At 58.7% G+C, this 23179-nt stretch carries 14 protein-coding genes and 3 pseudogenes; 5 read left to right on the forward strand and 12 right to left on the reverse strand.

Annotated elements, in window-relative coordinates; genetic code table 11:
- Window positions 1-151: 151 nt before the first annotated feature.
- The 5 genes and pseudogenes from AC0L3H_RS12460 to AC0L3H_RS12480 form a co-directional block, all read right to left on the reverse strand.
- Window positions 152-289: pseudogene (locus AC0L3H_RS12460) on the reverse strand (competence protein CoiA family protein); the annotation flags it as partial.
- 4 nt (window positions 290-293) lie between these two features.
- On the reverse strand, window positions 294-1517 hold the full coding sequence (locus AC0L3H_RS12465) for a Druantia anti-phage system protein DruA (protein ID WP_473585641.1): 1224 nt from the start codon (window positions 1515-1517) through the stop codon (window positions 294-296).
- 299 nt (window positions 1518-1816) lie between these two features.
- Complete coding sequence (locus AC0L3H_RS12470) at window positions 1817-3076, reverse strand: hypothetical protein (RefSeq protein WP_473585642.1); 1260 nt, start codon at window positions 3074-3076, stop codon at window positions 1817-1819.
- Window positions 3077-3318: 242 nt separating this feature from the next.
- Window positions 3319-3546 (reverse strand): annotated as a pseudogene (locus tag AC0L3H_RS12475) (integrase core domain-containing protein); the annotation flags it as partial.
- A gap of 292 nt (window positions 3547-3838) precedes the next feature.
- Window positions 3839-6085 (reverse strand): annotated as a pseudogene (locus AC0L3H_RS12480) (heavy metal translocating P-type ATPase).
- 70 nt (window positions 6086-6155) lie between these two features.
- Here AC0L3H_RS12480 and AC0L3H_RS12485 point away from each other — a divergent pair.
- A complete protein-coding gene (locus AC0L3H_RS12485; protein WP_473480639.1) occupies window positions 6156-6578 on the forward strand; it encodes a MerR family transcriptional regulator in 423 nt (140 codons plus the stop codon).
- 519 nt (window positions 6579-7097) lie between these two features.
- On the opposite strand, the gene AC0L3H_RS12490 is transcribed toward AC0L3H_RS12485, so the two are convergent.
- From AC0L3H_RS12490 to nifA, 4 genes are all read right to left on the reverse strand, one after another.
- Window positions 7098-8213 (reverse strand): Fic family protein, encoded by a 1116-nt coding sequence (locus AC0L3H_RS12490; protein WP_473585643.1) that lies wholly within the window; start codon window positions 8211-8213, stop codon window positions 7098-7100.
- Between the two features lie 300 nt (window positions 8214-8513).
- Window positions 8514-9542 carry an LLM class flavin-dependent oxidoreductase gene (locus AC0L3H_RS12495; protein ID WP_473585644.1) on the reverse strand — a complete coding sequence of 343 codons (1029 nt, stop codon included), beginning with the start codon at window positions 9540-9542 and terminating at the stop codon, window positions 8514-8516.
- 86 nt (window positions 9543-9628) lie between these two features.
- On the reverse strand, window positions 9629-10777 hold the full coding sequence (gene hisC, locus AC0L3H_RS12500) for a histidinol-phosphate transaminase (RefSeq protein WP_473585645.1): 1149 nt from the start codon (window positions 10775-10777) through the stop codon (window positions 9629-9631).
- 227 nt (window positions 10778-11004) lie between these two features.
- Complete coding sequence (nifA, locus tag AC0L3H_RS12505) at window positions 11005-12789, reverse strand: nif-specific transcriptional activator NifA (protein WP_473585668.1); 1785 nt, start codon at window positions 12787-12789, stop codon at window positions 11005-11007.
- Between the two features lie 1142 nt (window positions 12790-13931).
- Here nifA and AC0L3H_RS12510 point away from each other — a divergent pair.
- Together AC0L3H_RS12510 and AC0L3H_RS12515 are read left to right on the forward strand one after the other, a co-directional pair.
- Window positions 13932-15233 carry a dicarboxylate/amino acid:cation symporter gene (locus tag AC0L3H_RS12510; protein WP_473585669.1) on the forward strand — a complete coding sequence of 434 codons (1302 nt, stop codon included), beginning with the start codon at window positions 13932-13934 and terminating at the stop codon, window positions 15231-15233.
- A 282-nt stretch (window positions 15234-15515) separates the two neighbouring features.
- The gene (locus tag AC0L3H_RS12515) at window positions 15516-16580 is read left to right on the forward strand and encodes a LacI family DNA-binding transcriptional regulator (RefSeq protein WP_473585670.1); all 1065 of its coding nucleotides are present in this window, start codon (window positions 15516-15518) and stop codon (window positions 16578-16580) included.
- 552 nt (window positions 16581-17132) lie between these two features.
- Here AC0L3H_RS12515 and AC0L3H_RS12520 read toward each other — a convergent pair.
- Window positions 17133-18635 carry a hypothetical protein gene (locus AC0L3H_RS12520; RefSeq protein WP_473585646.1) on the reverse strand — a complete coding sequence of 501 codons (1503 nt, stop codon included), beginning with the start codon at window positions 18633-18635 and terminating at the stop codon, window positions 17133-17135.
- Window positions 18636-18726: 91 nt separating this feature from the next.
- Here AC0L3H_RS12520 and AC0L3H_RS12525 point away from each other — a divergent pair, with 91 nt between their 5' ends.
- The gene (locus tag AC0L3H_RS12525; protein WP_473585647.1) at window positions 18727-19353 is read left to right on the forward strand and encodes a YecA family protein; all 627 of its coding nucleotides are present in this window, start codon (window positions 18727-18729) and stop codon (window positions 19351-19353) included.
- A 501-nt stretch (window positions 19354-19854) separates the two neighbouring features.
- On the opposite strand, the gene AC0L3H_RS12530 is transcribed toward AC0L3H_RS12525, so the two are convergent.
- A complete protein-coding gene (locus AC0L3H_RS12530; RefSeq protein WP_473585648.1) occupies window positions 19855-20712 on the reverse strand; it encodes a hypothetical protein in 858 nt (285 codons plus the stop codon).
- A gap of 176 nt (window positions 20713-20888) precedes the next feature.
- A complete protein-coding gene (locus AC0L3H_RS12535; protein ID WP_473585649.1) occupies window positions 20889-21122 on the reverse strand; it encodes a hypothetical protein in 234 nt (77 codons plus the stop codon).
- Window positions 21123-22468: 1346 nt separating this feature from the next.
- On the opposite strand from AC0L3H_RS12535, the gene AC0L3H_RS12540 reads away from it, so the two are divergent.
- Window positions 22469-22930, forward strand: coding sequence for a transposase (locus AC0L3H_RS12540; protein WP_473585650.1), 462 nt, complete (start codon window positions 22469-22471; stop codon window positions 22928-22930).
- The last annotated feature ends 249 nt before the right edge of the window (window positions 22931-23179 follow it).

Below are 23179 nucleotides of genomic sequence, written 5' to 3' on the forward strand. Positions count from 1 at the left end.
CGGGCGGCTGCACATACAGAATAAGGGTAAGAGGCAACTGAGGAGTGGCTGGCTCTGGCCGCGTCTGCACGGCCGTCTCCGCCCTTGGCCCCTGCCATCCCTCGGACGCATGATAAAGGTGGCACTCCGGTCGCGCGGCACCCGAGAGGTGGGCAAAGTGCGCATCGCGATAGGTGCCTTGCCGGGGGCTAACACGCGCACTGCAGACAGGACAGGAGTAACGGCGGTGCCGCTGCGCCAGCGAGGCCTCTACCCGCTGTCCGCTCGCAACGTCGATGGCGAAATACATCCCCTCAGCCCGTTCGTCTGGCAGATTGCGCAGACTGTTCCTTCAACTCGGCAAGGCTACCGGCAACGGCGCCGCTCACCAACTGCGGCACGCGGTCTTTTCGCCAATTGCGATAAGCCGGCTCGCGGATGCCGCGCGGGGCCATCCAGCGGCTTACTGCCAGCGCCGATACCTCGTCGACGCTCAATAGGTTGCTATAGTCAGGATCGGCCCCGCTCCCACGGAGGATGTCGACCGTGTTGGCTGCCAGGCTGCACAGAAACACTTGCCGCTGGATGCCGTGTTTTAGCAATGACTCTTTGAAGCCCAGCCGCGTCAGAGCCGCCTTAATGGTGCGCAGCCGCCAGTTTGGGCCCTCGCCGTACTCATGGTGGTCGGCATAGCCGTGGTTGAGCTGCCGGAGATAGGCTCGCAGTTTCTCGAACAGGGCGTCTGTAATGTGGAAGTGCCCCCAGCCGATGGTATAACCCACCGGCTGGAAGTAGCGTGTGCCACCAAGAGCCAATCGATTATAGACCGACGAACGCCCCATCGATGAGCTGGTTGTCACCATCAGCAGGCTAGCCTGCTTGGCGGCTCCCGAAATGATGCCAATGGACTTACCGTAGGTGTCCTTGAAGTCCCGCACCACTTCCTGTGACCGCACCAGCGCAGCCACAGCTTTGCCGCCGAGCAGGAACGAGTACGGCGGCACCGCACCCAGCACATAAGCATCCATCAGGTGCACCAGCCGCAGCGAACGGTCAGCCGAGCTCCAGCCGACCAACTTGTCGCGTACCGACAGGTTGAAAACAGGGTCGCCCAAAGCGATGATCCCGGCCAGACGGTCGTGACCCTCGTCCCATACTAGGTAGCGCAGGCGGCGGCCAAACCCAGCCGATACGGGTACGGACCAGGTTAGCGTGGCCAGCCGGAACAGGTCGGCATCCTTGGTATCGCTGCGCACTCGCCGAAGCGCCAACCTGATGTTGGCGGGTTCAATCTCGTCGCCGTCCGCAAAATGCGGCAGGAGTTCCTCCGCACATCGGGCAAGGAAGACGGTGTTCGCCTCAAGCTTGTCGCGACGTTGCTCCCCATGAAGCTGCCGCACCGCCTCCTTGTCTTGCCCCGGCGGCAATAGCAAGCCGTTCTTACCCTTTTTGAATCCAAGGCGCTTGAGATGCTGGCGCACCGCGCGTTTCAGTTGCGCTTCCGGCGTCGGAAACTTAACTAATATGCCCCTGGCCATCGGCACTTTTCCCCCAATCCCTCTGGCTGTTCCAGATTGTTGTTTGCATTCGACAATGAACCAACAGTCTAAACCCAACAGCTGCCTAGAAGGCAGGCAGTCGCATAAGGCCGAGATTCGCGAGCACTGTCGATCCCTCAATCCTCCTCGCCCACGACAACACCCCGGATTCTTCAACGGAGAACATTCGTGAGGCTTTGGGCGGCGCGAATTGGCGTTCCGCGGGCGGCATGAGCCTGCGGTTTATGAATGCGGTCTCTTAAAGTCCGGAGGCTGGTCGCCTTCACCAAAACCGGCGCCTATGGTACCTCCGACCAAGGCAAACACTCGACGCGAGAGCCGCCACTTCCCTTGAAGACCCTATATCGGCTCCATCCGTGCCACGCTGCTAAAGTCTTTGGCTCCCAGTTGTCGCGAACTGTCAACAATACCTGGCAGGGCTGGTTTGAGAGAAAGGCACCGCACGCATCCATGTTCCGATGGTCGAATGGCCATTCGCTCCCGTCTAAGATCAGTACGGTCGGACCGCGCCTGGCTCTTTCCCTCGCCAACGCGCATGCAAACTCAAGCAGGACGCGGACCTTCGCGCTTCCGGATAAGGCCCCTAACACCACTCCACTTGGCCCGCCCAGCCGGAGAGTTACCTCAGTTTCGCTTTCGGAAAACATCTCCTCACCTTCTTCGTCTTCACCAAGATATTTCGGTTCGTCGTAGAAGGCCAAATCGCGTCCCCACGTGGTGCCATTCCGCTGAATATCCTGGACAAGGCTTCTCAAAACCGCGCGGGAGAGTCCGAAGTTGGCAGCAATTCTCTCGTCATCTTCACCGCCGTGATTACGGAGCGACGCACCGGCAGTTTCTCGAAGATAAACTACTGAAAATATTTTCGGGACTTCGACGACAGGAACGCCGTCAATAACCAACTTCGTCACGCCGTAATCGAATGCCCCGTCGAGCCGCCTTTTCTCGGGTATGAAGGCGACAACCGATGTAAGAATTGGAGAGGCAGGGATTGCCCAACGGTGCGGGAGTTCTTCGCCCAAGACGGCAGAGATCCAATCACAAATCGCCGTCTTTCCGTAGGATGCTCCTTGGAGCAGCGTAAACTGCCCGAACTCGAGTTTAGCATCCTTCTCGAATAGGAAGCTCTTTTGGACAACGATTTCACCCAGCCATCCGATAGCGGTGGGAAGGCCGTCCCGCTCCCGTCGCAACTGAGCCTCCTGCAGTTGCTTCCAGCCTTTAAGGAGATCAGCCGGATATACGGCGCCGCCATTGGTATCGATCAGGCGACCGTGTGTCGCACACGCCCAAACTCCATTCTCAGCGTCGGAAAGCTGTTCAACTGATAGACCGCCGCGACCCCGGGGGCCAGCAACTCCGGCGCTGTAGATATGGCACGCCGTCCCAGTCAGGGCGACTTGTTGCGGAGTGGCGCCGGGGCCAGAAGTCGGAGTTGGGCAACCTGGCACGGCACAGCGGAAGTTCGCACGTTCAGCGATCGTCCGCACGGTTGATGGTTTAAAGTCCGCGCCTTCGCGCCCCCTGGAAACTGCCATTCTACAATCTCTTTGACATCAAACCTCTAGTCGCATCAATGCGCGGACGTCGCAAGGCTGGCTTCCCATAGTTTTGTTCCGGTGCGACGGATGCAAGATGTGACCGCTGCCGGTTACACGAAAGTTACATAAACATGCTTGGCGGGGCTTAGTGTCATGCAACTTCTGATGAGCGACCCGAGACATAGGTGACGTTTTGTACCTATGACATGGTGAAGTGCACCCCTCGGGTGGGACAGAGATCAGTAACAGTTCTCCGTTTCTGAGATTGCCGCAGGGGCTTCCCGCCGCAATCGCGTTAGGCCGGATTCATATTCATCCGGCGATTGATAATCGATCACCGAATGCAGGCGCTGCTTGTTGTACACGGCGTCGATGAATTCGCCGATCCTGTTCCTTGCATCGTCGATGTCGCGATGGGCTCTGCCGTCGGCTTCCTCCTCCTTCAGCGTTCGCATGAAGCGCTCCGCCTTGGCATTGTCCTAGGGATTGCCCACCCGGCTCATGCTCGGCTGGATGTCGTGTGCCGCAAGTCGTGCGGCGTACTCGGCACAGGCATATTGCACGCCGCGATCGCTGTGAGATGCAGCAAGAGACCTACCCCATCAGCACGCCGGCTAGCACCAGCCGGGCGCAGCTGCTCACCCAAAAGGGCAATCGCCAGAAATGCCCCGATAAACGGCGCGGGCGAATAATAAGCGCCGCTTCGATGCGAATGGTTGTTGCTCATCGGCCATCCCAAACGACATAGAAGGCGGCAATCTACACGCCACCTTTCCAGCGCAACAGCCGCATGGCGTTGGCTGTCACCAGCACCGTCGCGCCTGTGTCGGCGAGAATGGCGGGCCACAGGCCGGTGATGCCGACTAAGGTCGTCACAAGGAACACCGCCTTGCGCCCCAACGCCATGGTGATGTTCTGCTTGATGTTGGCCATGGTCGCCTGAGACAGTTTTATCATCGCCGCGACATCGCCGACGCGGCCATGCAGCACCGCCGCATCTGCCGTCTCCAGGGCGACATCGATGCCGCCGCCCATGGCAATGCCGATGTCGGCCGCGGCGAGCGCCGGCGCATCGTTGATGCCGTCGCCGACCTTAGCGACCGTCAGCCCCTGCCCTTTCAACTCGCCGACAATGCGCTGCTTGTCTTCGGGCAGCAGGTCCGAGCGCACCTCGATATCGAGGTGCTTGCCGATTGCTGCCGCCGTGCGCTGGTTGTCGCCAGTCAGCATGACAGTCCTGATGCCAACATCGGTCAGCGCCTTGAGGCCGGCCTGCGCGTCCGGCCGAGGCTCGTCGCGCATGGCGATGAAACCGGCCAGCACATCGTTGATTAGCAGCACCGACACCGACTTGCCCTGGTCGTTGAGTTCGGCGATGCGGGCCGCCTGCTCGGCCAGGGCAGCGCGACCTTCTCGCCTCCAGCGATCGGCGAGCCCAGGAACACGTTCTTACCGCCAATGCGACCTACGACGCCCTTGCCGCCGAGCGCGTTGGCCCCCGCCGCTGGCGGCATCGGCACGCGATCGGCCTTGGCCTTTCGCAGGATAGCCAGGGCCAGCGGATGGCTCGATCCGGTTTCGAGTGCAGCGGCCAGCATAGCACCTCTTTTTCGCTGATCTCGATGGCCACGACATCCGTCACCACGAGCTTGCCTTGAGTCAGCGTCCCGGTCTTGTCCAAAGCCAAGCGGTGATCTTGCCCAAGCCTTCCAGCACCCCGCCGCCTTTCATTAAAAGACCACGCCTGGCACCGGCCGAGAGCGAGGCGGCGATTGCCGCCGGCACCGATATGACGAGGGCGCAGGGGCAGCCGATGAGCAGCAGCGCCAGGCCTTTGTAGATCCATTCGTTCCAGTCGCCGCCGAAGGCCAGCGGCGGGACGACGGCCACCAGAGCCCCCACGGCGACGACGGCGGGCGTATACCAGCGTGAGAAATGGTCGATGAAGCGTTCCGTCGGCGCCTTACTTTCCTGGGCCTCCTCGACCAGCTTGACGATGCGGGCGATGGTGTTGTCGGACGCCGCAGCCGTGACGGTGATGCGCAACACGCCGTCGCCATTGATGGTGCCGGCGAATACGTCCGCGTCGACGCCCTTGCGCACCGGCACGCTTTCCCCCGACACCGGCGATTCATCGATGGCGCTTTCGCCCTCGATGATCTTGCCGTCGGCTGGAATGCGATCGCCCGGCCGCACCAGAATGACGGCGCCAACCCCAAGGGCTTCGGCCGGAACTTCGCGCGTGGCGCCATTCTCCTCCAGGAATGCCGTCTTGGGCACCAGCGTGGTCAGCGCCTGGATGCTGGAGCGCGCCTTGCCGGCGGCCACGCCTTCCAGCAACTCTCCGACGAGGAACAGGAAGACCACGGTGGCGGCTTCCTCGCCGGCACCGATGATGACGGCGCCGATCGCCGCGATGGTCATCAGCATTTCGATGGTGAAGGGAATGCCGGCGAGCGCGGCCATCACAGCTCGCCGTGCAATCGGCACCAGTCCGATCAGCATGGCGGCAATGAAAAGCCAGACGCCGGTGGCCGGCCAGACATAGTGAATCGCAAAAGCTGCGGCCAATGCGGCGCCGCTGGCGATGCTCAGCCGGCCTTTGGCGCTGTTCCACCACGGCCCCGTGGCCGGCGTGTGGTCGTGGCCATGCAAGCCCTCCACGTCGTCGTGGTCGTCATTGGCTGTGCCGGCATGGTCGCGGCCAGCATGGTCGTGGCCAGCGTGATCATGGCCGCCTTTGGTGCCGTGCCCGGCCGGCTTGGCATTCCGTCTTGTTTCGCTCGTGAGCTGAGCCACAGAATAGCCGAGGCCCGTCACCTTCTTTTCGATCGCGGCGAGGTCGCTTTCGGCAGTGTGCCTGATGGTCATGGTGCCGGCAGTGACCGAGACGTTCACATCCCGGACTCCATCCATGCGCCGCACCGCGCTATCGATTTTCGTCGCGCAGCCGGCACAATCCATGCCTTCAACGCGATAACGAGTTTGTGCGGCGGTTGCAGGCATCGTCTCACTCCTCGAACCATTCCAGCGGCACGCTACATTCTCTAGCGACTAGAGGAGCAAGCGAAAAATCATGCGCAGTGTCCCGATTGGCGAAGCGGCACGACAGAGCGGCGTGAAAGTGCCGACCATCCGCTACTATGAGCAGATCGGCCTGCTGCCCGCGCCGAACCGCAGCGAGGGCAATCGACGGCACTATGAAACCAGCGATTTGCGCCGGCTGGCGTTTATTCGCCATTCACGCGAGTTGGGGTTCGACATCGAAGCCATCCGCACCCTGCTGACGTTGCAGGATAATCCCAGCCAACCCTGCGCCACGGCCGACACCATAGCCCAGGCGCGGCTGGCCGACGTCGTTCAGCGGATACGCAGCCTCACGGCATTGAAGGCCGAACTGGAACTCATGGTCGAAGGCTGCCGGCACGGGAAGGTCGGCGAATGCCGGGTGATTGAGGTGCTGGCCGATCACAGCCAATGCGAACACGCCCGGCACTGACTGGACCCGATCTCGAACGATTTAATCATTCGTGAGCCGGCCTTTCCGCCACCATCCAGGTCATGAGGCGCGACTGCACGGCGAGGTGATGATTTTGACCACGGCTAAGCCACGAGCTGAAGTGCGGCTTGCACTCCGGCAATTGTCCGGAAACGGTAGCAGCGGCCCTCTATTCCTTTGCATCGGCGCGTCACAAGGACGTGATTTGCTTTGCCCATGTAACAAATCAGATGGGCCAGACCGAAGGTGATTTTGAGAAAGGCGGAGCGGCACCGCCGATGCGTTGGCCGTATCGCTTCGGTCGCCCGAAATGCCATGAACATTGCCGACACTTGAAGATAAAAACACGCTGGGACCGCAACCGTTGCCCTGAAATTCTCAGCGAAATGCAGACGGACCCGTTTAAGTCGGACTTGGTGCCCAGGCTTTGCCCAGCGCGATCCTGAATTCATAGACCTTTGCTTAAAACTTCGCACGTGTCGCTGCGCGAGTAAGGTGGCAATAATTCTGTGCTGCGGTTTACCTGCGGTCATCCAGAATGTTCAGGGCGTAACGCGTGTGTCGCCGTTCGCCAGTTCTTGTCATCGCGCCCTTGGAAACGAGGTCTTGCAGATCTCTTGTCGCCGTCGCGCGCGATGCTTGAGTGATGGCGATGTAATTCTCGGCGCTGAGCCCTCCTTTGAACCCGTCGATGCCTTCGCGGAACATTCGGGTGATGACCTTTTCCTGCCGCTCGTTGACTTGGTTTCGGTAGCGTTCGTAAAACTTGGCTTTAGCTACGGAGAATTCGACGCGGACCAGCGTTACGCGTTGCGCTTCAAGGATCGTGTTGGCAAAGTAGAGCAGCCAATTTGTTACCGCGTTGCTCTTATTGCTGGCCTGCAGGTTGTCGTAGTAGGCCTTGCGGTGGCGTTCGATCGTGTATGCCAAAGCGATGAGACTTGGTTCACCCAGGCTTTGAGCAAGCGCCTTTTCGCAGAGGGCACGGCCTACGCGGCCGTTGCCATCCTCAAATGGGTGGATGCTCTCGAAATAAAGATGCGCGATACCGGCTCGCGTCAACGCCGGGAGCGGCGTCTTACCTTTAGGCGCGGTATCGTTGAACCAAGCGGTGAAAGCATCCATTTCGGCTTTGACCCGCGGTGAGGGAGGTGCCTCGAAATGCATTTTGGGCTTGTCCAGCCGATTGGAAACGATCTGCATGACGTCGGCATGCTGGCGGTAATTGCCAATGGTCTCAATACGCCGTTCCCCCGACATCACCATCTTGTGCCAAGCGTAGAGAGTGCGATGCGAGAGGGCATGGCCAAAATGTAAATACACGTCGGCCATCATTTCCGCGATGCCGCGCTCGGCAGGCGGAATGCGCCTGTTCTCGCTGCCCAGCCCAAGTTGCTGGCGCAGGGATGATTGCAGACTCTCGCGGTTGAGGTATTCCCCTTCAATCGCGGATGTCTTCAAGGCCTCTTCACTGATAAGATCGATACGTATCTGGTCGCGATCGTCAGAACCGACGTGCCGAAAGACACCCAGGAACTCACCCGATCGGAGCAGGAATTCGCTTTCCCGCGGTTCCAATTCTTCCTTATCGTAGGTAAAATGCGGCCAGTCAGCCTGCTCCCAATTCCATACCATGAGTTATAGCGTACCTTTCTATAACTCATAGTGCCTTAAATAATGAGCTATAGCAATCCTCTCTATGCCTCAGAAGACCGGGGTTTTGCCCTGGTACGCACAAGTTCGCCCTGTCTCGCGAAACGAAATCGGGGCGATTTCTTAATCGGCAGGCCGGTCGCTCCAAGTATCTAGGGCCTCCACCAGCGTGCGCACCCCTCCACCCACACAGCAAGCACTATATCGGCATCATGCGCGGGATCGGGAAAGTGATGATGCGCCGGAGAAATTCAACTCCGAAGGCGGAGCGCGCATTCCACGTCAGGTAACTCGAGCCATGATTTCAGATTGGATCGTCCTTGCGGTGTATAGCGAAGCGTCTAAGGACAGATTCCCAAATGCAAGTTGGCAAAGTAGATAATTAGCACCGGCCTCTTCGAGCTGATCAAGAAGAGCTTGTCGCGCGGAAGATGCCGTTCCCACCACGCACAATTCGCTTTCGATTGCTGCATCCAAGCTCAGCGGCAGATTTGGGGGCGTCTGGAGCGCATTGAGGTCGTAGAGGAACCTGAAGCTCTTGAGCCATCGTTCGTAAGCGGGTGCCGCGAGCGCATATGCATCTGTTTCCGATCGCGCGATCACGACCATGCGGAGCATTCCAAGAAATGGCCCTCGCTCGTCCGCGTCGGCACTGCGCTCCCGGCAGGCTCGGAATGCATCTGTAATTCTGCGAACAGAAGAGGCAGGTCCAAGGCACGCGATATTGGCGCCACTTGAAGCGGCCCAGCTGGCCGACTCGGGTCTATTGGTGGCGATCCATGTCGGTGGATGGGGGCGCTGATAAGATCTCAGCGTCAAAGGGACCTCATTCAGCTCAAAATGGCGGCCGCGATAGGACAGCGTGTCGCCCTTCATCGCCTTGATAAGGATTTCGCTGGCTTCCGCATAGTGACCTGGCGCCGCCTCCGCAGCAATCCCGAAGTAACCCAGTTCGACTGGGAGAGAGCCGCGCCCTATACCCAGTTCGACCCTGCCACCACTCAACTGGTCCAGCATGCAGATCTCCTCGAACGCACGCAGCGGATGATAAAGGGCAAGGAGCATTACCATCGGGCCGACGCGAAGGTGCCGGGTGCGCTGGACGACGCTAGATAAGAACAGATTCGGCGATGGGCCCCTCCCGTGCGGAGTGCAGTGGTGCTCTGCCAGATGATATGCGTAGAAACCAAGGTGATCGCAGGCCTCTGCCAAACTCAGGCGATCGGCGTATTGCCGGGCAATCTCGCAGCCGTCCTCGTCCAGGTGGTCGAATATGCCGAAGGTCAGGCCCTGTGGGAAGGCATTCTTCACGCGATTTCTCCAACTCTTTGCAACAGTTCGTGGCTCGCAATGATGCAAGCAAATTCAAATTATCGGTGCGCTTAATGGCCGGGGAACTATCGACTGGTTAAGGCAGAAGCAGCAGCCGCTGACGGCCGGCACAGCGGGATCGTTTTCTCCGCCCTTCCAGCTATCTCTCTGGCGGCCTCAAGGAATTCATCCATCTCGGTTTTCGTACCGATGCTGATGCGGATGTAATTTTCCAGCCCTGCATCCGGAAAGAAGGCGACGAGTATCTTTTGCCTTTCCAAGGCTGCTTGCCACCATGAGCCTTCCTGCCCCGGTGGCACACGCGCTAGCAGGAAATTTGCGTGAGAAGGTATTACGGAAAACCCGATTTTCGACAGTGCCACCGTCACCCGCTGTCTTTCATGCTTGATGTGCTTGTGGTTCTCGGCATAGGCGGCGCGGTGCCCAAGCACACTGATGCCAACCGCCTGACCGATCACATTCATGTTGAAGACGTTCTGGAGATCCCGCAGCCTGCCAATGACTTCGGGGTGGCCAAGTCCAAAACCGACGCGAATGCCGGCGGTGGCATAGCTTTTCGAGAATGTTCTCAAGATCAGGAGGTTTGGATAGCGATCGAGGAGATGCAGACCATTGTCCGGTGCAAAATCGACATAGGCCTCATCCAAGACAATCAGACGGTCTGATTGCGATACCAGGCGTTCAACATCGGCCACTGGAACAAACGTTCCGGTCGGATTGTTTGGGTTGGCCAGCAGAATGAACTTGGCATCTTTTGCCGGTCCCAAAAGCAAGTCTTCGACGGGCAAGGAATGATCTGCGCACCAACCGATTTCGAGAAATTGAGCACCCTGCAAACGGGCAAGTTTGCGGTTGAACGAAAACCCCGGCGACATCATCGCCATTCTGTCACCTGGAACCAGGAAAGCTCTGTAGATAAGCCCGAGCAGTTCAGACGATCCGTTTCCGGCGATCACCTGATCCTTCGAGACGCCGTAGGCTTCCGACGCTGCTTGCCTCAAGCTGACGTTGTCGTCTTCTGGATATAGATATTGCCGTTTGAGAGCCGCCATCGCACTTTGCATTATGGCTTTCGGCAACGGAAACGGGTTCTCGTTCGTGTTTAGCTTGACGCAACAAGGATCCGGCGCCGGTTTGTCGGACAGCAGAACATCTAACTGTCCCGCTACTTGCGAAAGGGAAGAAAGCACAGTTTGCAGTTTTGCATCAGACATCAATTTTCTCCGTTTCTGTCTCAGTGCGTTCGGCACGAGCTGGTGATCGAGACATAGGCTGGACCACCGATGATAGCGCTGCCATCAGACCGCTCGTGGGGGGCGACCACCGCGGGGGCAGCGCGGCCTGTGCGATCGGATCGGAATTGGAGGAGCCCGCATCACTCGTCTCAAGGCGCCGAGGCACAAATACTTCGTTGTGCCAGCTACTCGGCTCGGTGATCTGTTCAAAGACGCTTGATCTCGATGCCGTATTTCCTCAACACGTAGCCGATCTGGCGCGGCGTCAGTCCGAGCAGGCGCGCCGCCTTTGCCTGGACCCAGCCACATCTCTCCATTGCCTGGATGACACGTTCGGCATCGGCCATTCTCGCAGAGTGGACTACCCCCGCTGGGTCCAGCGACGGCTGCCCTACGGTGTCCGACGGGGGTGCGACGGCGGCAGATCTACCGGCAGCAGCCGGTGGTAAGGCCGGACTCAGTGGCAGCGGCCCGATCGGCGAGGGTTGCAGCGCGACTTTGCCAAGTCTGCAATTATGCAGCGCCTCGGCGAAGCATTTGTCTTGGCAGCATGCAAAGTCGTCTTTCCCGATTGATGGCCCCGCCGCCAGAACCGCTGTCCGATATACGCAGTTTTCAAGTTCGCGAATGTTGCCGGGAAAGTCACAGTTTACCAGTACTTCGATTGCGCTCGGATCGAACGTCAACATAAGGCCGTTCTCATCGTTGAAATTCCTGAGAAACTCAGCTGCAAGGAGCGGAATATCGCTGCGCCTTTCGCGTAGCGCCGGGACCAGCAAGGGAACAACACTGATGCGGTAGTAGAGGTCGGCACGGAACTCGTTTCTGGCAACGGCCTCTTCCAGGTTCTTGTTCGTAGCGGCAATGATGCGGACGTCGACTTTAATGGTCTGGTTGCCCCCGACGCGCTCAAACTCCTGCTCCTGCAGCACGCGTAAGAGCTTTGCCTGGAACGAGGCCGAAATCTCGCCGATCTCGTCTAGGAACAATGTCCCCTTGTCGGCGAGCTCAAAGCGCCCCTTGCGCGAGTTGAACGCACTTGTGAATGCACCCTTCTCATGGCCGAACAATTCGGATTCCAGCACAGTCTCGGGTAGCGCCGCGCAATTGAGTTTGATGAAGGGCCGCTTGGCGCGCGGGGACAACTCGTGGATAGCCTTGGCGACCAGCTCCTTCCCGGTACCGGATTCGCCTCGCAACAGAACTGCAATCTTGGCCTTGGCTACGAGCGCGACCTTCTCAAGCAGACCGCGCAACGCCAAACTGTCGCCAATCATCCCCTCCACGTGAGTGTTACGCTGCGGGGCCAGGCGCTTCTGCTTTGGCAGGGAGTCCTGCTTTACCATCGGTTGCTCGCGGTCGCCCTCGAAAGAGCGATGCGACTTCACTGCCTGCCCTACTAGGTTGGCGATTAGCGGGAGCAGACAGAGGCTGTAATCGAGCCAAACTCTTGAGCCATGGCGCAGTACGTGGTCGATGGTCAGCGTGCCCACGACATTTGCATCGACGCGAATGGGAACGCCGATGAAGGACACTGGTATGTCGTCGGAAGCCCCGAGCACGTCCATGTCGGCGGCGGTGAAAGCCGGATGAACCGCGATGTTCTCGGTGGCCAGGGGCTTGTCCGTCGCCAAAACCTGGTCGATTGCATTCCGTGGCAGGTACGTCCGGCAGCGCTCACTGCAGCTCTCGGTCCGGCCGGCGCCTGCGATGATCTCCAGTTCGCCATCACCGTCGAAAAGAGAGATGATGCCGTGCCTCATCTGCAGAAACGATCGCAGCAGGTCTACAACCTTGGCCAGCCTGGCCTCGAGCCCGGAGGGGGCGGTGAGCGCTTTCGAAATTTCGTAGATGCCGGCAAGCGCGCTCGCGCGCGACGGCAGAATGGCGGGTTCCGAGTCATCCCTTTTGGTGTCGTGCAATGATGTGCAGCTTGACGAAGTCTGCTCAGCACTGTCTTCAGATTGGCGACCATTGTCCTGATCTGACATGTCATCCTCGATCTTGGGCCGCGACAGCAACGCCGCGCCATCTGGATCTGCGATGTCCCCCCGCGTAGACGCATCATCAGATGGCATCAGGGCCCGAGCCACCGATGGCCGGCACCAACAAGAATGTCTTCGCACCGCGAGCCGCAGCATGATTGGCGCACTTGCTCGCGGGTGGGAGCCGCTTACCGGAACGGTTGAGACGTTGATGCGGGTAGTCGTGATGTGTCGGCGGGAGGACGCCAGAGTTCCGCAGGCGACATACTGCCTTGCATAAGATCAAGTGTGGGTCACGGTTTTGGGCGTCGGTCAGGCCCTGACGAGGGGCAAGCCCGAAAGACGCCGGAGGCAAGGCTTGATGCATGGCTTAGCTATCCTTACTGAACTGAGGCGCGGTTCAGGCTTCCGGAGCGCAACCACACGTTGCCCTACAGAGCGGGAATGAGGATGGCTAGTCAACCGAGCTTTCCTCGCATTTCTGAAAGAAAAGCAGGAGGACATGATAGAATTCCATCAACTGAGATTTTGCCGACAGATGGACGTCGAACGGCAGAGTAACCGCGGCGTGTTCAGGCATGCCCGGCGCGGTGAGCGTACCGAGGTCGACGCCTCCGGTATGCTGTCGCCATTAGTAAGGCTGCGGCGGACACTACGGCCCGAAGTGTCGTCGAGCGGCTTAAGTGTTCGCGCCATGAAGCATCTTCTGAGTCGCACTGATGCGCGCCAGGTCCGGTGATTGATCCGGCCTTATGGTCGAGACGCCACGGCTGCAGCGGGAGCGCAGCTCGGTCGTGTAGGGAATCCTCCACTCCCGTGACCGGCCGGTCGCAAATGCGACAAAGAAGCGAGCGGGCACAGCGGATTCCAGAGTTGCCGACTGGTCGCTGTCAGTCAAAAGCAAATGGGTGCAAAGCTGGGCGTTAGTGCGAGATTTCGCCAGAGATGACGGCAACAGTGCGGAAACCCGCACAGCCCACCCTACTGAGTCTGCCTCACCGAGCGGAGGAATACGCGTATTTGGGCGCGGGTCTCCACTTGGCACGCCCCTTGCTGTTCGACATGCCAGCAGCGCGTGACCGGAGCGCCGCGATGGGAGAAGCGCGGGAGGGAGGAGGCCCGCCCCGATCCGGTCAGGGAGAGAAAAGCTGTTGGCTCCACCAATCCGAAGCGCAGGTCCTGCGCCCCGCAAGGCCTTCTACGCCCAGCTCTACATTCAGGTGCTTACCGCCATCGCCCTCGGTGTCGCAGTTGGCTATTTCTACCCGGACGTCGGCGAGAGCCTGAAGCCGCTCGGCGATGCCTTCATCAAGCTCGTCAAGATGATTATCGCGCCGGTGATCTTCCTAACCGTGACGACCGGCATTGCCGGCATGAATGACCTGAAGAAGGTCGGCCGGGTCGCCAGCAAGGCAATGATCTATTTCCTCACCTTCTCGAGCCTCGCATTGATTGTCGGTCTCATTGTCGCAAATGTCGTTCAGCCGGGTGCCGGCCTGAACATCGATCCGGCGTCGCTCGATGCCCAGGCCGTGAAGGGCTATGCCGCCAAGGTCCACGAGCAGTCGGTGACCGGCTTCCTGATGAACATCATTCCCTCGACGATCGTTAGTGCCTTCGCCGAAGGTGACATCATGCAGGTCCTGTTCTTCTCGGTGCTGTTCGGCATCGCTCTGGCGATGGTCGGCGACACGGGCAAGCCTGTGCTTTCTTTGCTTCAGGCGCTCCTCGCGCCGGTGTTCAAGCTGGTCGGCATTCTGATGAGGGCCGCGCCCGTCGGCGCCTTCGGCGCCATGGCCTTCACCATCGGCAAATATGGCATCGGCTCGGTGGCCAACCTCGCCATGCTGGTCGCGACGTTCTATTTCACCGCCTTCCTCTTCGTATTCGGGATTCTAGGCGCGGTCTGCCGATACAACGGCTTCTCGATCTTTTCTCTCGTGCGCTACATCAAGGAAGAGCTGCTGCTGGTCCTAGCAACGTCCTCCTCGGAGGCCGCGCTGCCTTCGCTCATCGCGAAGATGGAGAACGCCGGCGCGAAGCGTTCCGTCGTGGGTCTCGTCATCCCGACTGGATATTCCTTCAATCTGGACGGCACCAATATCTACATGACGCTCGCCGCCCTCTTCATCGCCCAGGCGACGAACACGCACTTGTCGATTCCCGATCAGATCTTCCTATTGCTTGTCGCGATGCTTTCCTCGAAAGGTGCCGCAGGTATAACAGGGGCCGGCTTTATCACCTTGGCTGCTACGCTCTCCGTAATACCAAGCGTTCCCGTTGCTGGGATGGCACTCATCCTTGGCGTGGACCGCTTCATGTCCGAATGCCGAGCGCTGACGAACGTAATCGGCAATGCGGTTGCCTCGCTGGTTGTCGCCCGCTGGGAAGGCGAGCTGGACGAAACGCGCATGAAAGCTGCCTTCTACGGGAGCTTGCCGAGAGATTAAACCGACCGCCCGCGCCAGCAAGATTGCTGCAGCGCGACCAGCCAAGTCGCCGGCTCATCAGCCACCAAACAATCGGCTCGCTGGGTCTAAACAGCGCTTCGCGTGCCACAGATCAGAAGCATCAAATGCGGTGAGGACAGGAAATATGGACGCCCTATGGAAGCGGACCGCAGACCGAGACGCGCCCCGGTGCGCCTGGAGCGCTGATCAATGTATAGGCCGTCGATCGGGGTGGATGCCGAAATCACTTTGTCGCCCCAATCCGTCGTCGGCATGCACCGGATGACGGAGCGCCAGCCGATCAAAATCGGAGCGACGGCAAAGCGCCCTACAATTGCCGATCTCGCCCGCGAAGCGGGGGTGAGCGTGGCAACGGTCGATCGGGTCCTGAACGCTCGCCTTCCGGTGCGGGAGGAGACCGCGCGTCGCGTCCACCACGCGGCCCACGCGATCGGCTATCATGCTGCGGGACTTATCAAACAGCGCATGGGAAAGGACCTGCCCCGCTACCGGCTGGGCTTCATCTTGAGGAAACCGGCCCAGCATTTCTACCAGGAGTTCGCGCGCGAGGTCGAAGCGTCGGTCAGTTCGGCCCACTGCTTCCACGGCATTCCGCTCATCGAATTCGCGCCGTCACATTTGCCTGGGGATCTGACGGCACTGCTTAAGGATCTTGGTAGCCGATGCCACGCGATCGCCATGGTTGCGCCAGATCACCCGAAGATCACGGCAGCAGTCGAGGAGCTCAAGGCGAAAGGCATCCCGGTCTTCTCGCTCCTTTCTGACTTCGCCGCTGGCGTGCGCGAGGGTTACATCGGTCTCAACAACCGCAGGGTCGGGCGGACGGCAGCTTGGATGTTCTCCAAGGCCGCTAAACGGCCTGGCAAGGTGGCGGTGTTTGTCGGCAGCCACCGTTTCCAGGGTCACGAGCTACGGGAAAGCGGCTTTCGTTCTTTTTTCCGTGAGAACGAGCCAGCATTCGAGGTGCTCGATACGCTCGTGAACCTTGAGAAACGACAGATCACTTACGAGGCGCTGCTGGACCTTATGCAGCGGGAACCTGAACTCGTCGGCTTCTACATGGCCGGCGGTGGCATGGAGGGCGCTATCTCAGCGCTCCGGGAAGAGGGCAAAGGTCAGGATCTCGTGGCGATCGTGAATGAAATCACGCCGGAGTCACGGGAGGCCCTCGCTGATGACATCATCACGATGGCGGTCGCCACGCCACTGCGCCGACTTTGCCAGGAGCTGATGTTGCTGATGGATCGCGCCATCAAGACCGGCACGGCGGAGACGCCGGGGCAGACATTTCTGCCGTTTGACATCTATCTGCCGGAAAACATCTGAAATGATGTGATCTATCGCCATGGCCGACATTCCTTTCATAAATACCCGCGCAGTCCACTCCACTTGGGACGGTGTGCGCATTTCAAATGAAGTGCACGCTCTGCTCATTCAGATCGAGGGCGAAGCCGTGCTGGGGGATCTCCTCAATTCAATCACGTTAGATGAAGCTAAGCGTGAACTCTTACAAAGGAGCTTCGTCAGTTGTGGGAGCAGCGCTGCATTCGGCTGCATTCCTCACAAGCTGGTTGCGTCCGTCAAGGCGCCGATCGTTTGCTGGACGAAGCATAACGGGCCCCCAAAATGGCTCTTTCGCTTCATGCGGTGTTCCGAACAGGAGCGGTGCGTTGCCCAGAGTCGGATTGCGACTAAAACGTCGTTTCGTTTGATTTTCCTGTACAATTTCCGTTCGACTTCAGGTCAATGTATGACACCGTGTATGCAAGCCCAGCACCTCGCACTCTGCGAGAGCTCGACGCCGATTCCGTTGGGGGCGTTAACAGTCACGTTGGAGCTAGGGGTATTTAGTACCTAATAGCCAGCACGACCGCGCGCTTATTCCTGAGCCCTCAATCGTTCGAACCGCTTCCCCTCAGCGATCATCCAAGTCATAAAAGCGTGACCCTCCTCTAGTCCCACGTCAATGGCCTTGGCGTAGTCGTATGCAAAATTGTCCCGCGCTTCATCTATCGAGCACCGATACCGTTTCGTGAACGATTTGATGCGATCCATCTGAAACCGGACCTCCTGCTCGTGCTCGTGGTAAGCATTCACCGCTGCCACGAGATCACCATTCTCCCGCGCGCGCTGCAGGGCGAAATCATAGTCCACCTCGTGCATCTGGTTCGGTACGATGGTGGTGATCGACTCAGCAACGTCGGCGATCGTCAATGCGTTGTAGTCCACGCTGTCATCCAACTTTTGCACCTCGGTCGCAACATGCCGACAGTCCTGACAGACCAGTATTGGTTTGTGATCCACGATGATCAGCCCTGCGCTTTCGACGCCCAGCCTCCAGTAGAGGGCATCCGGGTTGTCATCATCGAATATCCAGTCCCGGAGCTTGTGAATGCGTGCGGTCCATTTCCGAGCATTGGAGCGCCTGCAAATTTCTCGCTTGGTACGCCTACAGCATCCGCACGTCCAATCGTCGCCGCTTCTGGTCCAGAACTTTTGATCACTGTTGGAGCCGTCAAGGGCAGCAAAGTCGGCGTCCGACAACGCCATAACTGAGGGTTTCGTTTTCGGCCTTGTGGACCGCCTCACGGCGTCTCTGGAGGTCGATCGGGCCAGCACCTGTGTGGCGATACTGTTGCCCCTCTTAAGCTCTGGAACAGCATCGGCGACCAGTTTCCAGATAACGAGGGAGTCGTTCATCGCCAAGTTCTCACGGGTGCCAACCGCCAGCTCGCGCCGGTTCTTCCCGTTGACGAAACGGCGCGCCATGCGTTCGCAGAAATCCATGCGTTCGATAATGTCCGGCTTAACCCGATTCCAAGTCGCTTGGACGGCCTCGCCGTCAATATCGTGCACCCGGTTGTCGGCGGGTCTTATGAAACCGGCTATCTCTTTCGGTGAGAAAGTGAAGTGCGGGTCCATGCTGCCGACAAGGCCTTTGGCTTTTCCCTCGGCCAGATTGCAGTCGATGCAGATAAGCGTCCGCTGAAAACGCTCGACGAACTGGAGCATGGCATACTTAGCGTGTGATCTTTGAATCACAAACTCACGATCGTCGCTCTTCCCGATGATTTCCTCGAACAGCTTGCCGGCCTTATCGCCGAGGTGGTCGTGGTGGAATTCGAGGGCGCAAAGCAGGACGCCTGACGATGTGCGCCGAGCTATCTGCGGCTTGGTCCTTTCGCAGCATGGGCATCTCCAGCCTTGTGTTACACCCGCCCAAGCCCGATTGAGGTTCAGCTTGTCCGTTCCGAGGCGGCTCATGGTCTCCTTCGTCTGCTTGCGCCAGCGACCGTCATGCATCCGCGCGAAATAGGCCAGTTCATCATCAGTCATGGCGTCAACGTCTGGAATGGTGATGTTTATGGAATGGCCGCTCACGTCGATTGGTACCCTAGCTATCGGTGGAAAAGTCGCAGTGCCTGTATAGAACAATTGCAGAACGCAGGGCAATCTGGGAGAAACGATCACGATGATGACACAGACGGCCGACCCGAAGTCGCTGCATGCGGTAAGGTTCTGCCGACGCATAAGCATCGAACGTGCACCTGTTCTGTTGCGCATATCGCCCGACGATGACTCGGCTCCTCTCGACTGTTTTAACAATGTAAGGCGCAAAGTCGCTCAATGCGGCGGGCGCATCGTGTTCGGATGGGCGATCTGGGAATGGCCGAGCGTATATGTCGAGGCGGAGCACCATGCCGTCTATGAGTCGCCACAAGGTGGAGCTTGGACCGACCTCACGCCATCGCAGGTGCCCCATATCGTCACCCGGCTATTTCTAGCGGACAGCACCGCCGCATATGATTTTGAGAACGAGGGCGTGCGCCGCGACAATCACAGGCAGGCGTTAACGAAAGACCCGCTTGTCCAACGGTTCTTCGAGTCGGCCCGGCGACATAGTGAGATTCTGAACAGCATCCCCGGCGTGGGAGAGGTGCGGGTTATCCCGGCCATCGCTCGACAACTGCAATCTGTCCAGCACGAGAATGCGCAGATCACCATGGCACTGGCGATGAAGTACACGCCGCGCAACGTCCGCTGCTTCTGCGGTAGCGGAGAGAAGTTCAAGCGTTGCCACGGCGCACGTTCCGCATAGGAGGCAACATGCGCAATTTCTTTCGCAAGAGCGGCAAGGTAACAGCCGAGACCGCGCGCAGGGTAACCGGGAACAGTACACCGGTTTTCGGCGTGTCTTGGTCAGACCCCGGACGTCGTCCAACGCTTCCTCGTATTCCTTGAAGATCGCCGGGTGCTCTACCATCCTTTTGACATGGAAACGGAGTCGGAAGTCGATCACTCAATTCACAAGATGGGCGAGGAATGCACCAACACACTTTAAGCGTTGTCTGCGGACGCCTTCGCTTCGGTTTCGGTTCGGGCCATCCGGGAGGCAAGCCGCCGCTTTCATGATGAGCAACACGAGGACTACCGCCACTTCGATTTTCAGTGGCGCGGGAGCCATGTTCGTCCAGCCTTTTTCGTGGCCTTGGGGGCGTTCCGGGCAACCGTAGGGCACCAAGTGGCGGTTCTGGCAGGCCGCTATGGGATCAATGTCGAAGGCCCGCTGGCGTCAATCATACCGACCCTCGGGGACGCTTCACAGTTGGCCGACGAGTAGCTGGACCATCATCGGAATTTCCGTCGGCCGTGTTGCAGTGCAGCCCTGCCTCGATTGGTCCGTAATGACCTTTAAGAGGTAGTCAGCGTCCACGACGTGGATGTGTTGTGCGCCAGCACGCACCACGATTCCGTCCAGCACGATTTCCAGATTCTCCAGTTCGCCAGTTAGCGAAAACACCGCTCCGCCGCTGTAGCCGTCAACAATCGGCCGCTCGCGAACGTTAATGTAGCGCCGGTAAAATTCGACTCTGGTCTTGTAGTCCGCGTCCAGATTGCAGTCAGAGATCGCCCGCTTAATGTGAATGGAGCCGGGTTGTTCCGGGACGAAATCTTCTAGGTACTCGTCCATCACCCCTTCGATCGTCGGGTAGCCGACCAAGAAGGACTTGACCCGTTTGACCTGGGAGAATGGCGCAAGGGGATAGAAAAACGGCTGGTCAGAATGCTGTGTTTCCCAAGTGTCGGCGGCCTTGAAAAGCAGGATGTCGTGGAACTCTTCGTCCACATTCGAAAGTTCGAAGATGCAGGCCTTTAGCGGAACGTTTGAAAGCCGCCCCTTGCCGCTCCCTATCCTGATCGTGTCGAGAATGTCCGATGGCACTCTTGCACCACGTGCTATGCCTAATTGATGTCTCGTGGCGACGACGTAGTTCACACCCGCATGTCGGACCAAAGTTGCTGAGCCAGCGCGGCCTAGCGGAAGCCACCGATCGCTAGCCTCGTGAAAAACCATGCGGCAGGATTGCGTAATTGTCTCGTAGACATCTCCCGGCTTAAGAAAAAGCCGTCCGACCTTGACAGCATTGATGCCGGGGTAATCTCGAATGAACATCACGCCAAGGTCACCCGGTGAAGAATCCGATGCTCGCATAGTGCGCCGCGCGAGGCGAGGACGATACCGCAATATTAACAGGATTCGCAGTTGAGAAGGCTGGGGCCACACCCCTGTCATTGTGAAAAGTCCGATCGCCCGCCGATTTGGCAGCGTTAACGGTCGCATGGAATGGGGATTTAGTGCTTGTCAGGATACTTGCGGGCGAATGGCAAAACGACAGGTACATTCGGGTGTCTACTGGCAACGGTAAGTTGGATGGCGATTGCCGAAAGCCGGGCAGACTGCAAACGAAAGGCTCGCGCGAGTGCCCGCGCGTCGGTAGGTGATGGGATCGCTGTTTCACCTAGGTTTCGTATCTCATCCGCTACGGAAAGGGCCGCGACTGTGATTTCTTCAAAGTAGTTGTTCATAGAAATCTCCAATAATGTTTTTACGCGGAAGATAGTGGAACAACTAGCCTTTTCGAGTCAATCCATTGTTTTGTCTAGCAATTATTGACAAAATGCACTTCCGGAGGTTTAGCGCCTCTCAGAAAGGTAGCAGAACAGCCCAAAGCAACACCTCGCATAACGAGAGATTGACACTCGGTAATTTTTGACGGGTTGCAGCCATCGGTGAGTCGCCGTCCAGAATTTCTTGACAGTGTTGATTATTCATGAGATGAAGGGGACGCTTGTTGATGACCCTTCTTGGTGCCGTCACTTCGCGAGAATTGACGGCACCAATTTTCTCGGGTCTCGACAGCAGCGTCCAGTAGCGGCCGGGGGACATATCGTGAGCGTGGCAAACTCGCTCCCAAGAGGTATAGCGGCCCGTAAAAGCTCGGGGAATTTATGCACTCCGCGGGCCACGAAAACGTCCTGCCCAGGGCAAGCCTATTTTTGGCTTTCCCGATTGCGCACGACGCCGCTGCGTGGCGGTCAGTACCGGGACGACGTTCCGACCAGGCGGCCGCCGCGGTACTCGTCGAAGAAGGGTCACCCCAGCGACCACTGCGGCGACGAGTAGCTTCGGTCAGGCTCCGTTCTTGTCGAAGAAGCCTGTCATGCTCTGCCGCTGCCGGACGACGCTCGATGCGAGTTCGACTCGGCTCGTGCCCTCCCCTCTCCCCGCTCGCCAATTCTGCGCAGCTGTCCGTTCTTCGGCGCCAACCGATGTCGGTTCATGTTTTTAATCAGCGGGCTAGCGTCGGTAGCACCGGGCTTCGGAGGTATGCCGTCCTGCACTGCCAGCGCAGATTGGATCGCAGCTCTCGAGCAGCTCCTTTCAGTTCGGATGCCAGCCGTCGGTCTACCATCGAAAACACGGGAGATAGCTTTTGCATGCTGCAGGAATCCACCACCTCCTCGGTCCCGAGATGGCATTGCTACTTGCTCTTAGGTGCTCATAGGAACCGGTCTGTTCCGGGGTGTGCGTCGCCAGCGGGGCTTGCTCGGGCGGTCGGATGCATATAGCTCGGCTACAGAAGAAGCGGCCAGACCTTCATTCGTCGTCTGCCGCGACTTCCTGCATAATTCGTGTTCACAAGGAACGACCTATGAGGCGACAGCCCCGAGCATTCACGGTGGAGATCAGACAGAAGCGCAGTTCTCAAAAACGGAGTCGTTCGATCTGGAGCGATGTCGATCTTACCGCAGCAATGGCCGAGACAACAAGGGAACTCGAGGAGATGGAGTTGCCAAATGGTCGCCCTGTTGACTCAAGTGTTGTAGCGCTTGATGCTGAACACTTTCACAAACCGCGAGCGGAGTATCTCATGGCAAATCCCCTGGACGCAGAACCAGAAATAACTGCAACGCAACCGGCAGCCAAGGTAGAGGGGCCTCAAAAGAAGAAAGCCAAACGGTCGCCGAGAGCAAAGGCTGAGCCCAGGCCGCCTGCTAGGAAAGCGCCCAATGCGGCGTCTCAGGCGGAGGAAGCACCAGCAGCGACCGTGCGGACCGGACGTAGGATCTACTCTGAAAAGGAGCGCGCCCAGATGCTCGCCCTGATACAGAAGTCTATCAGTGGCGGCGCCACCCTCAAGAGCGCCGTAAAGGAGGCCGGCATTTCGGAACAGACCTACTATCAATGGAAGAAAGCTGCGTTGCCCGCATCGGTTGGTGACGATCTGAAGGACCTCGTCGCGCTTGAGGAAGAAAACAAACGACTGAAGAGCCTGCTCGCGGAACGCCTGCGCAAGGAGAACGCGGAACTGAAGAGGAAGCTGGGGGTTTAATAACGCTGAATCGCAGATTGGAGCGCCAGAATTCTTGTCCGACGCACTATCGAGAGCTCATAGCTACGGGGTCTGGTATCGGCAGTTCTGGTCGGAGGAAGCGGTCGTCGGTGATCCCGGAGAGGCCGCCGAGGTGAAACAGCAGCTGCGCGACCGCGGTCCTAAAAAAAGATCACCTCAGGACCACCTGCGGTTGGCTCGCGCACTCGCCCTGCCCGCCACCAGTTACTCTTCGTCCGAAAATTCCGA

Source organism: Mesorhizobium sp. WSM4816 (assembly GCF_055811535.1).

Coding starts and splice junctions, on each gene's coding strand:
- AC0L3H_RS12465 (WP_473585641.1), bottom strand. CDS start 1,517: ATGGCCAGGGGCATATTAGTTAAGTTTCCGACGCCGGAAGCGCAACTG.
- AC0L3H_RS12470 (WP_473585642.1), bottom strand. CDS start 3,076: ATGGCAGTTTCCAGGGGGCGCGAAGGCGCGGACTTTAAACCATCAACC.
- AC0L3H_RS12485 (WP_473480639.1), top strand. CDS start 6,156: ATGCGCAGTGTCCCGATTGGCGAAGCGGCACGACAGAGCGGCGTGAAA.
- AC0L3H_RS12490 (WP_473585643.1), bottom strand. CDS start 8,213: ATGGTATGGAATTGGGAGCAGGCTGACTGGCCGCATTTTACCTACGAT.
- hisC (WP_473585645.1), bottom strand. CDS start 10,777: ATGTCTGATGCAAAACTGCAAACTGTGCTTTCTTCCCTTTCGCAAGTA.
- nifA (WP_473585668.1), bottom strand. CDS start 12,789: ATGTCAGATCAGGACAATGGTCGCCAATCTGAAGACAGTGCTGAGCAG.
- AC0L3H_RS12515 (WP_473585670.1), top strand. CDS start 15,516: ATGACGGAGCGCCAGCCGATCAAAATCGGAGCGACGGCAAAGCGCCCT.
- AC0L3H_RS12525 (WP_473585647.1), top strand. CDS start 18,727: ATGATGACACAGACGGCCGACCCGAAGTCGCTGCATGCGGTAAGGTTC.
- AC0L3H_RS12535 (WP_473585649.1), bottom strand. CDS start 21,122: ATGAACAACTACTTTGAAGAAATCACAGTCGCGGCCCTTTCCGTAGCG.
- AC0L3H_RS12540 (WP_473585650.1), top strand. CDS start 22,469: ATGGCAAATCCCCTGGACGCAGAACCAGAAATAACTGCAACGCAACCG.